Genomic DNA, 12,717 nt, shown 5'->3' on the forward strand with positions numbered 1-12,717 from the left:
AGGCAACCCGGGCGAACCCTGTTGCGGGAACGGCGGCACGAAAACTGCAGATAAGTGCCGCTTCGTTTCAGCGCTTGGGCCCGCGCGCGGCGCGCTGCACGGCGCGCGCCATGCCGCGCAGGATGTGGATTTCCTCCGCCGTCGGCTGCGCGCGGTTGATGAGCTGCTGCAGCCGCGGCAGCAGCTTTTTCGGCGCGGCCGGGTCCAGGAAGCCGATCTCCACCAGCATCTCGCGCCAGTGCTCCAGCGCGCCCTGCACGGCCACGCCGTCGGCCAGCTGCGCGTCCGGCACGCGCGGCACCACGCCGAAGCCGCCCAGCGCCTGGCGCCAGTCGTAGGCCACGAGCTGCACGGCCTGCGAGAGGTTGAGCGAGCCGTAGTCGGGGTGTGTGGGCACGGAGAGGCAGGCGTGGCAGCGGTACACGTCCTCGTTGCTCATGCCGTAGCGCTCGCTGCCGAAGACGAAGGCCACGCGGTGCGGCCCGGCGGCCAGGCGCGGCAGCAGCTCGCGCGGGGCGAAGGTGGGCGGGCCGAAGTCGCGCGGCGTCATGGCCGTGGCGCAGGCGTAGGAGATGCCTTCGAGCGCCGCGGGCAGCGAGTCCACGATGCGCGCGCGCGCCAGGATGTCGGCCGCGCCGCTGGCCAGGGCCACCGTCTCCTCGCGGCACAGCACGTCCGCGAAGCGCGGCTGCACGAGCACCAGGTCGCTGAAACCCATCACCTTCATGGCGCGCGCCGCCGCGCCCACGTTGCCCGGATGGCTGGTGTTGAGCAGGACGAAGCGCGTGCCTTCGCCAGTGGCGGCCTGCGGCGTGGCGGGCGTCACGCCCGGGGCGGTTTCCGTGCCGGGTTGGGCGGCACCCGCATTGGGCGTGGGGCTTGCTGGCACTTCTGAGGCGGGCATCGGCTTTAGAATCAAGGGTTTTGCGCAGCACGAATTGTCGCTGCACGCTCTTTCCTCATCGCCGCCGCAGTGTCCCTAAGCGCCCCCACGCAGCCTTGCGCGCGCGCATCAACCGTCTTACCCCTCAAGGTCCGCCCATGTCCCAAGCGCTTCATCCCATGCTCAACATCGCCATCAAGGCGGCTCGCGCGGCGGGGGCGATCATCAACCGGGCCTCGCTGGACCTGGACATCCTGCGCATCAACACCAAGGGCCCCAACGACTTCGTGAGCGAAGTGGACCAGGCGGCCGAGCAAGTGATCATCGAGACGCTGCTGCAGGCCTACCCCGGCCACGGCATCCTGGCCGAGGAGTCCGGCCGCGAGCATGGCGCGCGCAACAGCGAGTACGTCTGGATCATCGACCCGCTGGACGGCACCACCAACTTCATCCACGGCTTCCCGGTCTACGCCGTCTCCATCGCGCTGGCGCACCGCGGCGTGGTGCAGCAGGCCGTGGTGTACGACCCCTCGCGCAACGACCTGTTCTACGCCACGCGCGGCCGCGGCGCCTTCTTGAATGACCGCCGCCTGCGCGTGTCCAAGCGCACCCGCCTGCAGGACGCGCTCATCGGCACCGGCTTCCCCTTCCGCCGCGGCGACAACTTCAAGCGCTACATGAAGATGTTCGAGGAGGTCATGCAGCAGTGCGCCGGCCTGCGCCGCCCCGGCGCCGCCGCCCTGGACCTGTGCTACGTGGCCGCGGGCTACTACGACGGTTTCTTCGAGACGGGCCTGAACCCCTGGGACATCGCCGCGGGCTCGCTCATCATCACCGAGGCCGGCGGCCTGATCGGCAACTTCACCGGCGAGAGCGACTACCTCTACCAGCGCGAAGTCGTGGCCGGCAGCCCGCGCATCTACGGCCAGCTGGTGCAGATCCTCTCGCCCTACAGCCGCGTCATCAAGGCCGACGAGGCCGAGGGCGCCGCCGCGGAAGCCGGTGCGCAGGCCACGCCGGAGCAGGCCCTGGCCGACAGCCTCAAGGCCGAGGCGCCCGCCGAAGCGCCCGCGCCCAAGAAGGGCCCGGTGCGCATCCGCAAGGGCGAGGCCGCCGCGCCCAGCACGGGCACGGACACCGTGAACCAGCCCACGCCGCCCGCCGAAGACGCCCCCTTCTGACCTGAAAGCCGAAAGCGCCCCGCCCCCATGGCCCTGGACGAGAAAGCCCTCGCCGCGCACACGCCGGTGATGCAGCAGTACCTGCGCATCAAGGCGGACTTCCCCGACGCCCTCGTGCTCTTTCGCATGGGGGATTTCTACGAGGTGTTCTTCGACGACGCCCGCCGCGCCAACCGGCTGCTGGACGTCACGCTGACCACGCGCGGCCAGAGTGCCGGCGAGCCCGTGCTCATGGCCGGCGTGCCCGTGCACGCGCTGGAGAGCTACCTGGGCAAGCTCATCCGCCTGGGCGAGGCCGTGGCCATCGCCGAGCAGGTGGGCGACGTCAACGCCAAGGGCCCGGTGGAGCGCAAGGTGGTGCGCGTGGTCACGCCCGGCACCATCACCGACACCGAGCTGCTCAACGAGCGCCAGGACACGCTGCTGCTGGCCGCGCACAACAAGGGCAAGGTCTGGGGCCTGGCCTGGCTGAGCCTGTCCACCGCGCAACTGGGCATGACGGAGTGCAGCGAGCGCGAGCTGCCGGCCTGGCTGGCCCGCCTGGCGCCGGCCGAGATCCTGCACGGCGAGACGGGCGAGCCCTCTCCCGTGCTGGCCGCGGCTTGCGCCGCCCTCACCCGGCGCCCGGCCTGGCAGTTCGACGGCCCCGGCGGCCAGCGCAAGCTGTGCGCGCAGCTCCAGGTGGCCAGCCTGCAGGCCTTCAAGGCCCAGGACTTGAGCGTCGGCCACGCCGCCGCCTGCGCGCTGCTGGCCTACGCCGAGCACACGCAGGGCCAGGCGCTGTCGCACGTGGCCACGCTGCGCGTGGAGCGCGCCGACGAGCTGCTGGACCTGCCCCCGGCCACGCAGCGCAACCTGGAGCTGACGCAGACGCTGCGCGGCGACAGCGGCCCCACCCTGCTGTCGCTGCTGGACGGCTGCCGCAGCGGCATGGGCAGCCGGCTGCTGCGCCAGTGGCTCACGCAGCCCCCGCGCGCCCGCGACGCGGCCAAGAAGCGCCACGAGGCCATAGGCCAGTTCCACCAGCAGGGCTTCGAGCCGCTGCGCGAGCAACTGCGCCAGATCAGCGACGTGGAGCGCATCGCCTCGCGCATCGCGCTGCGCCAGGTGCGCCCGCGCGAGCTGGCGGGCCTGCGCGAGACGCTGCTGACGCTGCCCGCGCTGGAAGCCACCGTGCCCGAAGGCGCGCCGCTGCTGCTCATGCTCAAGGCCGCGCTGTTGCCCCCGCCGGAGATCGGCCAGCTGCTGCAGCGCACGCTGCTGGCCGAGCCCGCGGCGCTGCTGCGCGACGGCGGCGTGATCGCCCCCGGGCTGGATGCCGACCTCGACGAGCTGCGCGGCATCAACGAGCACTGCGACGCCTACCTGCTCGCGCTGGAGACCCGCGAGCGCGAGCGCACGGGCATCTCCAACCTGCGCGTGCAGTACAACAAGGTCCACGGCTTCTACATCGAGGTCACCACCGGCCAGCTCGGCCGCGTGCCCGACGACTACCGCCGCCGCCAGACCCTCAAGAACGCCGAGCGTTTCATTACGCCGGAGCTCAAGGCCTTCGAGGACAAGGCGCTGTCGGCGCAGGAGCGCGCGCTGGCGCGGGAAAAGTGGCTCTATGAACAGCTGCTGGACCAGTTGCAGCCGCACCTTCCGGTGCTGCTGGAGCTGGCGCGGGCGCTGGCCGCGCTGGACGTGCTGTCCACGCTGGCCGAGCGCGCGGCCACGCTCGACTGGTGCCGGCCGCAGTTCGTCCCGCAGCCCTGCATAGACATCGAGGCCGGCCGCCACCCGGTGGTGGAGTCGCGCCTGGCCGAGACCGGCGGCGCCGCCTTCATCGCCAACCACTGCCGGCTGGACGCGCGCACGCGCATGCTCGTGATCACCGGCCCCAACATGGGCGGCAAGAGCACCTACATGCGCCAGGTGGCGCTCATCGCCCTCATGGCCGCCATGGGCAGCTACGTGCCGGCCAAGAGCTGCCGCCTGGGGCCCATGGACGCCATCCACACGCGCATCGGCGCGGCCGACGACCTGGCCAACGCGCAGTCCACCTTCATGCTGGAGATGACGGAGGCGGCGGCCATCGTCCACAGCGCCACCGAGCACAGCCTGGTGCTCATGGACGAGATCGGCCGCGGCACCTCCACCTTCGACGGCCTGGCCCTGGCCGGCGCCATCGCCAGCCACCTGCACGACCGCAACCGCGCCTTCACGCTGTTCGCCACGCACTACTTCGAGCTGACGGCCTTCCCGCAGAAGCACCCGCAGGCCATCAACGTGCACGTGAGCGCGGTGGAAAGCGGCGCGCACGACATCGTTTTCCTGCACGAGATACAGAGCGGCCCGGCGAGCCGCAGCTACGGCGTGCAGGTGGCGCGGCTGGCAGGCATGCCGGCCTCGCTCATCCGCCAGGCCCGCGCGACGCTGGAGGCGCTGGAAGCGCAGCAGCGCCAGGGCGAGCAGCAGGTGGACCTTTTTGCCGCGCCGCCCGCGGCCCCCGAGCAGGTGTGCGAGCCCTCGGCGCTGGAGGAGGCGCTGGCGGGCATCAACCCTGACACCCTCACACCACGCGAGGCGTTGGACGCGCTCTACCGCCTGAAAAATCTCATAGCGGAGGCGACATGACCTACTGCATCGGCATCCGGCTCGACGCCGGCCTCGTTTTCCTCTCCGACTCGCGCACCAACGCGGGCATGGACCAGATCAGCACCTTCCGCAAGATGATGGTGTATGAGCGCCCCGGCGACCGCTTCATGGCGCTGCTGTCCGCGGGCAACCTGAGCATCTCGCAGTCGGTGCGCGAGCTGCTGCAGGTCGAGCGCATAGAGGGCGCGCCGGGCGAGCCGCCCATCACCATCTGGAACGCGCGCAGCATGTTCGACGCCGTGCGCGTGCTCAGCGCCTCGGTGCGCCGCGTCTACGAGCAGGACGGCCACGCGCTCAAGCGCCACGGCATCGACTTCAACACCGCGCTGATCTTCGGCGGCCAGATCGGCCGCGAGCCCATGCGCATGTTCCTCGTCTACTCCGAGGGCAACTTCATCGAGGCCACGCGCGAGACACCCTACTTCCAGATCGGCGAGAGCAAGTACGGCAAGCCCGTGCTGGACCGCCTCATCAACCCGCGCACCTCGCTGGACGTGGCCGCCAAGTGCGCGCTGGTGAGCATGGACTCCACGCTCAAGTCCAACCTCTCCGTGGGCCTGCCGCTGGACCTGCTGGTCTACCGCGCCGGCGAGCTGCGCGCGGACAGCATGATCTGCATCGACGAGTTCAACCCCTACTTCCAGATGGTGCGCAGCACCTGGGGGCAGCGGCTGCGCGAGGTGTTCGACGCCATGGACAACCCGCGCTGGGACGGCGGCGACAGCGCCCACCCGCTGCTGGCGAGCTCCGAGCGCTTCGAGCCGCTGACCAAGATCGTCAGCCCCGACACGCGGCTGGCCGCGGGATGAGCCCCGGCGACGCGCCAGCCACTGCCGCCGCGCCGCGCTGCATCGTCTTCGCCCACGGCAACGGCTTTCCGGCCGGCACCTACGCGCGGCTGTTCGAGGCCTGGCGCGCCGCGGGCTACGAGGTGCTGGCGCCGCACAAGGTCGGCCACGACCCGCGCTTCCCCGTGGGCGACGGCTGGGGGCGGCTGCGCGACGAGCTGGCGCACTTCATCGAGCGCCACGCCACGGCGCCGGTGTTCCTGGTGGGCCACTCCTTGGGCGGGCTGCTGTGCCTGAAGACCGCGGCGCGGCGCCCGCAGCTCGCGCGCGGCGTGGTGGTGCTGGACTCGCCCATCGTCACCGGCTGGCGCGCGCACGCCGTGCACCTGGCCAAGGCCACGGGGCTGATGCCGCGCCTCTCGCCCGGGCGCATCTCCAGCCGCCGCCGGCGCGAGTGGCCCACGCGCGAGGCCGTGGCGCAGCACTTCGCCAACAAGTCGGTGTTCGCGCGCTGGGACCCGCGGGTGCTGGCCGACTACGTGCAGGCCGGCTTCGAGGAGCGCGAGGGCCGCGTGCACCTGGCCTTCGAACCCGCGGTGGAAACGCGCATCTACGACACGCTGCCCCACGACATGGCGCGCACGCTGCGCCGCCATGCGCTGCAGTGCCCGCTGGGCTTCATCGCCGGCACGCAGTCCGAGGAAATGCGCCGCGGCGGCATGGATCTGGCCAAGCGCCTGGCCGGCGAGCGCTTTCGCAGCATCGAGGGCACGCACCTCTATCCCATGGAAAGCCCCGCGCCGACAGCGGCACTCGTCCTCGAGTTGCTGGCCGCCATGTCCTGAGCCCAGCCCGGGTCGTCAGGGAGGGGCCAAACGCGGCCCGTATAATCGCGCTTTACCACCAAGGCATCCGTGCGCCTGGCACCCAGGCTGCGTAGAAGCGGATGCGCGCTCCATGACCAAGTTCGTCTTCGTCACCGGCGGTGTGGTGTCCTCGCTGGGCAAGGGCATCGCGTCGGCGTCCCTGGCCGCGATCCTCGAATCGCGCGGCCTCAAGGTCACCCTCATCAAGCTGGACCCCTACATCAACGTCGATCCCGGCACGATGTCGCCTTTCCAGCACGGCGAGGTGTTCGTCACCGACGACGGCGCTGAGACCGACCTCGACCTCGGCCACTATGAGCGCTTCATCACCACGCGGATGAAGCGCAGCAACAACTTCACCACCGGCCAGATCTACAAGTCGGTGCTGGAGAAGGAGCGCCGCGGCGACTACCTCGGCAAGACCGTCCAGGTCATTCCGCACATCACCAACGAGATCCAGGATTTCATCAAGCGCGGCGCGGGCTACGGCACGGCCGACGCGGTGGACGTGGCCATCGTGGAGATCGGCGGCACGGTGGGCGACATCGAGTCGCTGCCCTTCCTGGAGGCCACGCGCCAGATGAGCCTGCGCATGGGCGCGGCCAACACCGCCTTCGTCCATCTCACCTACGTGCCCTGGATAGGCGCCGCGGGCGAGCTCAAGACCAAGCCCACGCAGCACACGGTGCAAAAGCTGCGCGAGATCGGCATCCAGCCCGACGCGCTGCTGTGCCGCGCGGACCGCCGCATCCCGGATGACGAGCGCGACAAGATCTCGCTGTTCACCAACGTGCAGGAAGCCGGCGTCATCTCCATGTGGGACGTGGACACCATCTACAAGGTGCCGCGCATGCTGCACGAGCAGCAGCTCGACGAGCTCATCTGCATGAAGCTGCAGCTGCTCACGCGCCCGGCCGACCTGCGCCGCTGGGACCGCCTCGTCTACGAGGTGGCCAACCCGAAGCAGGAGATCACCATCGCCATGTGCGGCAAGTACACCGACCTGTCGGACTCGTACAAGTCGCTCAACGAGGCGCTGCGCCACGCCGGCATCCACAACCATGCCCGCGTGAACATCGAGTACGTGGACTCCGAGCAGCTCACGCCGGAGAACGTGGACAGCCTGGCGCAGTTCGACGCCATCCTGGTGCCCGGCGGCTTCGGCAAGCGCGGCGTGGAAGGCAAGATCCTGGCCGCGCAGTACGCCCGCGAGCACAAGATCCCGTACCTGGGCATCTGCCTGGGCATGCAGGTGGCGACCATCGAAGTGGCGCGCCACCTCGCGGGCCTGGCCGGCGCCAACAGCACCGAGTTCGAGCCCAACACGCCGCACCCGGTCATCGCCCTCATCGACGAGTGGCAGGAAGCCGACGGCACCATCCAGAAGCGCACGGCGGCTTCCGACCTGGGCGGCACCATGCGCCTCGGGGCGCAAAGCTCGGACGTCAAGCCCGGCACCATCGCCCACCGCATCTACGGCGACGTCGTCACCGAGCGCCACCGCCACCGCTACGAGGCCAACGAGCACTACCTCGACAAGCTGCGCCAGGCCGGGCTGGTGATCTCGGCCATCACGCAGCGCGAGAAGCTCACCGAGATGGTCGAGCTGCCGCAGGAGGCGCACCCCTGGTTCGTCGGCGTGCAGTTCCACCCCGAGTTCAAGAGCACGCCCTGGGACGGCCACCCGCTGTTCATCGGCTACGTCAAGGCGGCACTGGAACACCACGCGCGCACCCACGAGGCCACGCGCTGAAGGAGACCCGCATGAAGCTGTGCGGATTCGACGTCGGACTCGACAAGCCCTTCTTCCTCATCGCCGGCCCCTGCGTGGTCGAGAGCGAGGCGCTGCAGCTTGAGGTGGCCGGCCGGCTGCAGGAGATGACCCGCGAGCTGGGCATCCCCTTCATCTTCAAGAGCAGCTACGACAAGGCCAACCGCTCCAGCGGGACGAGCTTCCGCGGCCCCGGCATGGACAAGGGCCTGGAGATCCTGGCCTCGGTGCGCAAGCAACTGAACGTGCCCGTGCTCACCGACGTGCATGCGCAAGCCGAGGTCGAGCGCGTGGCCGCCGTGGTGGACGTGCTGCAAACCCCCGCCTTCCTCTGCCGCCAGACCGATTTCATCCGCGCCGTGGCCCAATCGGGCAAGCCGGTGAACATCAAGAAGGGGCAGTTCCTGGCACCGCACGACATGAAGAACGTCATCGACAAGGCCCGCGCCGCCGCGCGCGAAAAGGGCCTGGCCGACGACGTGTTCATGGCCTGCGAGCGCGGCGTGAGCTTCGGCTACAACAACCTCGTCTCGGACATGCGGTCGCTGGCGATCATGCGCGAGACGGGCGCGCCGGTCGTGTTCGACGCCACGCACTCCGTGCAACTGCCCGGCGGCCAGGGCACCAGCTCCGGCGGCCAGCGCGAGTTCGTCCCGGTGCTGGCCCGCGCGGCCGTGGCCGTGGGCGTGGCGGGCCTCTTCATGGAGACCCACCCCGACCCGGCCAAGGCCCTGTCCGACGGGCCCAACGCCGTGCCCCTGAAGCACATGCGTGCGTTGCTGGAGCAACTGCTGGCGCTGGACCGCGTCATCAAGGCCCAGCCCCTGCTGGAAAACGACTTCAGCTGCTGAGCCCGCTGCAGTCCAGATAGTAGAGAACAGACCAGTCCCGATGAGCGCCTACATCATTGCCGACGTACAGATCACCGACGCCGAGAAAATGGCCCGCTACCGCGAGTGGAGCACCCGCGCGATGCAGGAGCATGGCGCGCAGGTGCTGGTGCGCGGCGGCGCCATCGAGGTGCTGGAAGGGCCCTGGTCGCCGGAGCGCATCGTGGTGCTGCGCTTCGACGATGCCGACAAGGCCCGCGCCTACTACAACAGCCAGACCTACACCCATGCACGCAGCCTGCGCGAAGGCGCGGGCGTGATGCGCATGATCCTGGTCGAAGGCGTCGCCTGACACGGCGCGTCCTCGGCTTCAAGCCCGCGCCGTCAACGCAACGTCGCGGCGGGCACGCAAGCCGTGCCCCATTTCCTACTAGCAACCCTACCGGAGAGATTGACCCATGAGTGCCATCGTCGACATCGTCGGACGCGAAGTTCTGGACAGCCGCGGCAACCCCACCGTGGAATGTGACGTGCTGCTGGAGTCCGGCACCATGGGCCGCGCCGCCGTCCCGTCGGGCGCATCCACCGGCTCGCGCGAAGCCATCGAGCTGCGCGACGGCGACAAGTCGCGCTACCTGGGCAAGGGCGTGCTCAAGGCCGTGCAGCACGTCAACACCGAGATCTCCGAAGCCGTGCTGGGCCTGGACGCCTCCGAGCAGGCCTTCCTGGACAAGACGCTGATCGACCTGGACGGCACCGACAACAAGGGCCGCCTGGGCGCCAACGCCATGCTGGCCGTCTCCATGGCCGTGGCCCGCGCCGCCGCCGAGGAATCCGGCCTGCCCCTGTACCGCTACTTCGGCGGCATGGGCGCGGTGCAGATGCCCGTGCCGATGATGAACGTCATCAACGGCGGCGCGCACGCCAACAACAACCTCGACCTGCAGGAGATGATGATCATCCCCGTGGGCGCGCCCAGCTTCCGCGAGGCCGTGCGCTACGGCGCCGAGGTGTTCCACGCGCTCAAGAAGATCATCGACGCCAAGGGCATGAGCACCGCCGTGGGCGACGAAGGCGGCTTCGCTCCCAGCGTGGAAAGCCACGAGGCGGCGATCCAGCTGATCCTGGAAGCCATCGACAAGGCCGGCTACACCGCCGGCGAGCAGATCGCCATCGGCCTGGACTGCGCCGCCAGCGAGTTCTACAAGGACGGCCTGTACGTGCTCGAAGGCGAAGGCGGCCTGAAGCTGACCGCCGAGCAGTGGACCGACATGCTGGCCACCTGGTGCGACAAGTACCCCATCATCTCCATCGAGGACGGCATGGCCGAAGGCGACTGGGACGGCTGGAAGCACCTCACCGAGCGCCTGGGCAAGAACGTGCAACTGGTGGGCGACGACCTGTTCGTCACCAACACCAAGATCCTGAAGGAAGGCATCGACAAGGGCATCGCCAACTCGATCCTCATCAAGATCAACCAGATCGGCACGCTCACCGAGACCTTCGCCGCCATCGAGATGGCCAAGCGCGCGGGCTACACCGCCGTGATCAGCCACCGCTCCGGCGAGACGGAAGACTCGACCATTGCCGACATCGCCGTGGCCACCAACGCCGGCCAGATCAAGACCGGCTCCATGAGCCGCAGCGACCGCATGGCCAAGTACAACCAGCTGCTGCGCATCGAGGAAGACCTGGGCGAGATCGCCGTCTACCCGGGCCGCGCCGCCTTCTACAACCTGCGCTGAAGAAGGCCAGGGCACGCCATGAACCCCTTGCTCCGCCGCGCGGCGGGCATCCGCTGAACACCGGGAGGGCCGTATGCGACTGGTGACCCTCGTGCTGCTGGCCCTGCTGGGCCTGGTGCACTACGAGCTGTGGTCGAGCAAGGGAGGCGTGCACAACGTGCGCACGCTGCGTGCGCAACTGAACACGCAGCTCGAAACCAACGCGCAGGCGCGCCAGGTCAACGAGCGCATGGCCACCGAGGTGGCCGACCTGCGCGACGGGCTGGAGATGGTCGAGGAGCGTGCCCGCGGCGAGCTGGGCATGCTCAAGGCCGACGAAATCCTGGTGCAGCTCAACCCCATGCGCCACTGAGCGCGCGGGGCGAGCGGCAATCAAGATGCAGTGGCTGCAGGCGGCGGCGTTCACGCTGTGGGGCGCCGCGGTGAGCCGCGCGGAGGTGATCGCCTTCGCGCTGGCGCTGTGGATGGTGTTTTGCAACCTGCGCGTCAACCCGCTGGGCTGGCCGCTGGCCATGGCCAGCAGCGCGCTCTATGCGCTGCTGTTCGCCGACAGCCGCCTCTACGGCGAGGCGCTGCTTCAACTCGTCTTCATCGCCGCCGCCGGCTGGGGCTGGTGGCAGTGGCTGCGCGGCACGCAATCCGACGGCCACGCGCTGCAGGTGCGCCACCTGAGCCGCCGCGGCCTGGCGCTGCTGCTGGGCGCCACGCTCACGGCCTGGCCGCTGGCGGGCTGGCTGCTCGCGCGCACGACCGATTCCGACGTGCCCTGGGCCGACGCCTTCACCACCGTGGCCAGCTTGGCGGGCCAATGGCTGTTGGGCCGCAAGTACGTGCAGAACTGGCCCACCTGGCTGCTGGTCAACGTGGCCAGCGTCGCCTTGTTCGCCTTCAAGGGGCTGTGGCTGACCGTCGTGCTCTACGCCGTGTTCGCCGTGCTCTCGGCCGTGGGCTGGCTGCGCTGGGCGCGCATGGCGCGCAGTCCGCAGGGTTTGGCTACGGCCGCATGACCGGCACCGACGCGCGTCCAAGCGCTCTTCCATGTCCGACACCCTCCCCGTCATCGCCGTCATAGGCGCCGAAAGCACCGGCAAGACCGTGCTGGCGCAGGTGCTGGCCGCGCGCCTGGCGCAGGACACGGGCCTGTCGGTGGCCTGGGTGTCGGAGGAACTGCGCGAGTGGTGCGAGCGCGAAGGCCGCACGCCGCGCCCCGAGGAGCAATTCGGCATCGCCCAGGCCCAGCAGCGCCGCCTGGAGGCGGCCGCCGCCGCGCACGACCTCGTGGTGGCCGACACCACGCCGCTGATGACGGCCGTCTACAGCGAATACCTCTTCAACGACCGCTCGCTGCACGCCATGGCGGCCGATTTCCAAAGCCGCTGCGCCGCCACGCTGTTGATGGCCCTTGATCTGCCCTGGATCGCCGACGGCCACCAGCGCGACGGCGCCCACGTGCGCGCGCCGGTGGACCGCTTGGTGCGCGGCCTGCTGCTGGCCAACGGCCTGTCCTGGTCCGTGGTGCATGGCGAGGGCGCGCAGCGGCTGGAAAACGCGCTGGACGCCCTGTCGCCTTGGCTGCGCACCCTGCCCGCGCCGCGCGCGGGCCTGTTCACGCGCCTGAGCGAGCGCGAAGCCGCGCAACCTGCCTGGCGCTGGCTGTGCGAGGACTGCGACGACCCGCAGTGCGAGCACCTGCTGCGCGCCGGCAAGGTCCGGTTGCCGCGCTGAAACGCCTGAGCGCGCGGCGACGCCGCCATCCCTGTATCAGGGTGTTAGCCCCAATGCGCGGGGATGCGCCGCGCCCCACCATGGGCTCCAGCGCACCCGCCACAACCCAGCAGTCGCATCACCACCCAACACCGGCCGGGTGCCGTCCAGCGACGGGGAGGCGGCATGACAGGCCAACGGCGGCAGTGGGCGACCAGACGCGTCGCCGAAGCGGGTGCCATCCAACGCAGGTTTGACGACGCGCGGCGCCCATGAGCGCCCTGCCCCGGCCCCGCCTGCACGTTGTGG

General features: G+C 70.0%; 12 protein-coding genes. 11 read left to right on the forward strand and 1 reads right to left on the reverse strand.

Translation table 11 applies throughout. The features are described 5' to 3' along the window. Window positions 1-67: 67 nt before the first annotated feature. The gene (locus ALA01S_RS06045) at window positions 68-904 is read right to left on the reverse strand and encodes an RNA methyltransferase (RefSeq protein ID WP_084267260.1); all 837 of its coding nucleotides are present in this window, start codon (window positions 902-904) and stop codon (window positions 68-70) included. 137 nt (window positions 905-1,041) lie between these two features. Between ALA01S_RS06045 and ALA01S_RS06050 the strand changes: the two genes are divergently transcribed. The 11 genes from ALA01S_RS06050 (at window position 1,042) to ALA01S_RS06100 (ending at window position 12,429) form a co-directional block, all read left to right on the forward strand. After that, window positions 1,042-2,064: an inositol monophosphatase family protein gene (locus ALA01S_RS06050; RefSeq protein WP_066333457.1), complete on the forward strand. Its 1,023-nt coding sequence runs from the start codon at window positions 1,042-1,044 to the stop codon at window positions 2,062-2,064. A gap of 27 nt (window positions 2,065-2,091) precedes the next feature. Continuing rightward, window positions 2,092-4,683, forward strand: a complete 2,592-nt coding sequence (mutS, locus tag ALA01S_RS06055) for a DNA mismatch repair protein MutS (protein ID WP_066333459.1) — start codon at window positions 2,092-2,094, stop codon at window positions 4,681-4,683. Next, entirely contained in the window at window positions 4,680-5,513 is an 834-nt protein-coding gene (locus ALA01S_RS06060; RefSeq protein WP_066333462.1) for a proteasome-type protease, read from the forward strand. Before mutS ends, ALA01S_RS06060 begins: the two co-directional genes overlap by 4 nt. Then, window positions 5,510-6,337 carry an alpha/beta hydrolase gene (locus ALA01S_RS06065; protein ID WP_066333465.1) on the forward strand — a complete coding sequence of 276 codons (828 nt, stop codon included), beginning with the start codon at window positions 5,510-5,512 and terminating at the stop codon, window positions 6,335-6,337. Before ALA01S_RS06060 ends, ALA01S_RS06065 begins: the two co-directional genes overlap by 4 nt. A gap of 112 nt (window positions 6,338-6,449) precedes the next feature. Next, entirely contained in the window at window positions 6,450-8,111 is a 1,662-nt protein-coding gene (pyrG, locus tag ALA01S_RS06070) for a CTP synthase (protein ID WP_066333468.1), read from the forward strand. Between the two features lie 11 nt (window positions 8,112-8,122). Next, complete coding sequence (gene kdsA, locus ALA01S_RS06075; protein WP_066333472.1) at window positions 8,123-8,980, forward strand: 3-deoxy-8-phosphooctulonate synthase; 858 nt, start codon at window positions 8,123-8,125, stop codon at window positions 8,978-8,980. Between the two features lie 40 nt (window positions 8,981-9,020). Then, window positions 9,021-9,311 (forward strand): DUF1330 domain-containing protein, encoded by a 291-nt coding sequence (locus ALA01S_RS06080; protein ID WP_066333475.1) that lies wholly within the window; start codon window positions 9,021-9,023, stop codon window positions 9,309-9,311. Window positions 9,312-9,417: 106 nt separating this feature from the next. Further along, window positions 9,418-10,704: a phosphopyruvate hydratase gene (eno, locus tag ALA01S_RS06085; RefSeq protein ID WP_066333482.1), complete on the forward strand. Its 1,287-nt coding sequence runs from the start codon at window positions 9,418-9,420 to the stop codon at window positions 10,702-10,704. A gap of 73 nt (window positions 10,705-10,777) precedes the next feature. Continuing rightward, window positions 10,778-11,056 carry a septum formation initiator family protein gene (locus tag ALA01S_RS06090; RefSeq protein ID WP_066333484.1) on the forward strand — a complete coding sequence of 93 codons (279 nt, stop codon included), beginning with the start codon at window positions 10,778-10,780 and terminating at the stop codon, window positions 11,054-11,056. Window positions 11,057-11,081: 25 nt separating this feature from the next. Then, window positions 11,082-11,711: a nicotinamide riboside transporter PnuC gene (gene pnuC, locus ALA01S_RS06095; RefSeq protein WP_066333488.1), complete on the forward strand. Its 630-nt coding sequence runs from the start codon at window positions 11,082-11,084 to the stop codon at window positions 11,709-11,711. Between the two features lie 31 nt (window positions 11,712-11,742). After that, a complete protein-coding gene (locus tag ALA01S_RS06100) occupies window positions 11,743-12,429 on the forward strand; it encodes an AAA family ATPase (RefSeq protein ID WP_066333490.1) in 687 nt (228 codons plus the stop codon). The last annotated feature ends 288 nt before the right edge of the window (window positions 12,430-12,717 follow it).

This window comes from Azohydromonas lata NBRC 102462 (assembly GCF_001571085.1).
Classification (GTDB): Bacteria; Pseudomonadota; Gammaproteobacteria; order Burkholderiales; family Burkholderiaceae_C; genus Azohydromonas; species Azohydromonas lata.

What these genes read in the sequence shown, in the direction of transcription:
- ALA01S_RS06045 (WP_084267260.1), bottom strand. Translation starts at nt 904, where the DNA reads ATGCCCGCCTCAGAAGTGCCAGCAAGCCCCACGCCCAATGCGGGTGCC.
- ALA01S_RS06050 (WP_066333457.1), top strand. Translation starts at nt 1,042, where the DNA reads ATGTCCCAAGCGCTTCATCCCATGCTCAACATCGCCATCAAGGCGGCT.
- mutS (WP_066333459.1), top strand. Translation starts at nt 2,092, where the DNA reads ATGGCCCTGGACGAGAAAGCCCTCGCCGCGCACACGCCGGTGATGCAG.
- ALA01S_RS06060 (WP_066333462.1), top strand. Translation starts at nt 4,680, where the DNA reads ATGACCTACTGCATCGGCATCCGGCTCGACGCCGGCCTCGTTTTCCTC.
- ALA01S_RS06065 (WP_066333465.1), top strand. Translation starts at nt 5,510, where the DNA reads ATGAGCCCCGGCGACGCGCCAGCCACTGCCGCCGCGCCGCGCTGCATC.
- pyrG (WP_066333468.1), top strand. Translation starts at nt 6,450, where the DNA reads ATGACCAAGTTCGTCTTCGTCACCGGCGGTGTGGTGTCCTCGCTGGGC.
- kdsA (WP_066333472.1), top strand. Translation starts at nt 8,123, where the DNA reads ATGAAGCTGTGCGGATTCGACGTCGGACTCGACAAGCCCTTCTTCCTC.
- ALA01S_RS06080 (WP_066333475.1), top strand. Translation starts at nt 9,021, where the DNA reads ATGAGCGCCTACATCATTGCCGACGTACAGATCACCGACGCCGAGAAA.
- eno (WP_066333482.1), top strand. Translation starts at nt 9,418, where the DNA reads ATGAGTGCCATCGTCGACATCGTCGGACGCGAAGTTCTGGACAGCCGC.
- ALA01S_RS06090 (WP_066333484.1), top strand. Translation starts at nt 10,778, where the DNA reads ATGCGACTGGTGACCCTCGTGCTGCTGGCCCTGCTGGGCCTGGTGCAC.
- pnuC (WP_066333488.1), top strand. Translation starts at nt 11,082, where the DNA reads ATGCAGTGGCTGCAGGCGGCGGCGTTCACGCTGTGGGGCGCCGCGGTG.
- ALA01S_RS06100 (WP_066333490.1), top strand. Translation starts at nt 11,743, where the DNA reads ATGTCCGACACCCTCCCCGTCATCGCCGTCATAGGCGCCGAAAGCACC.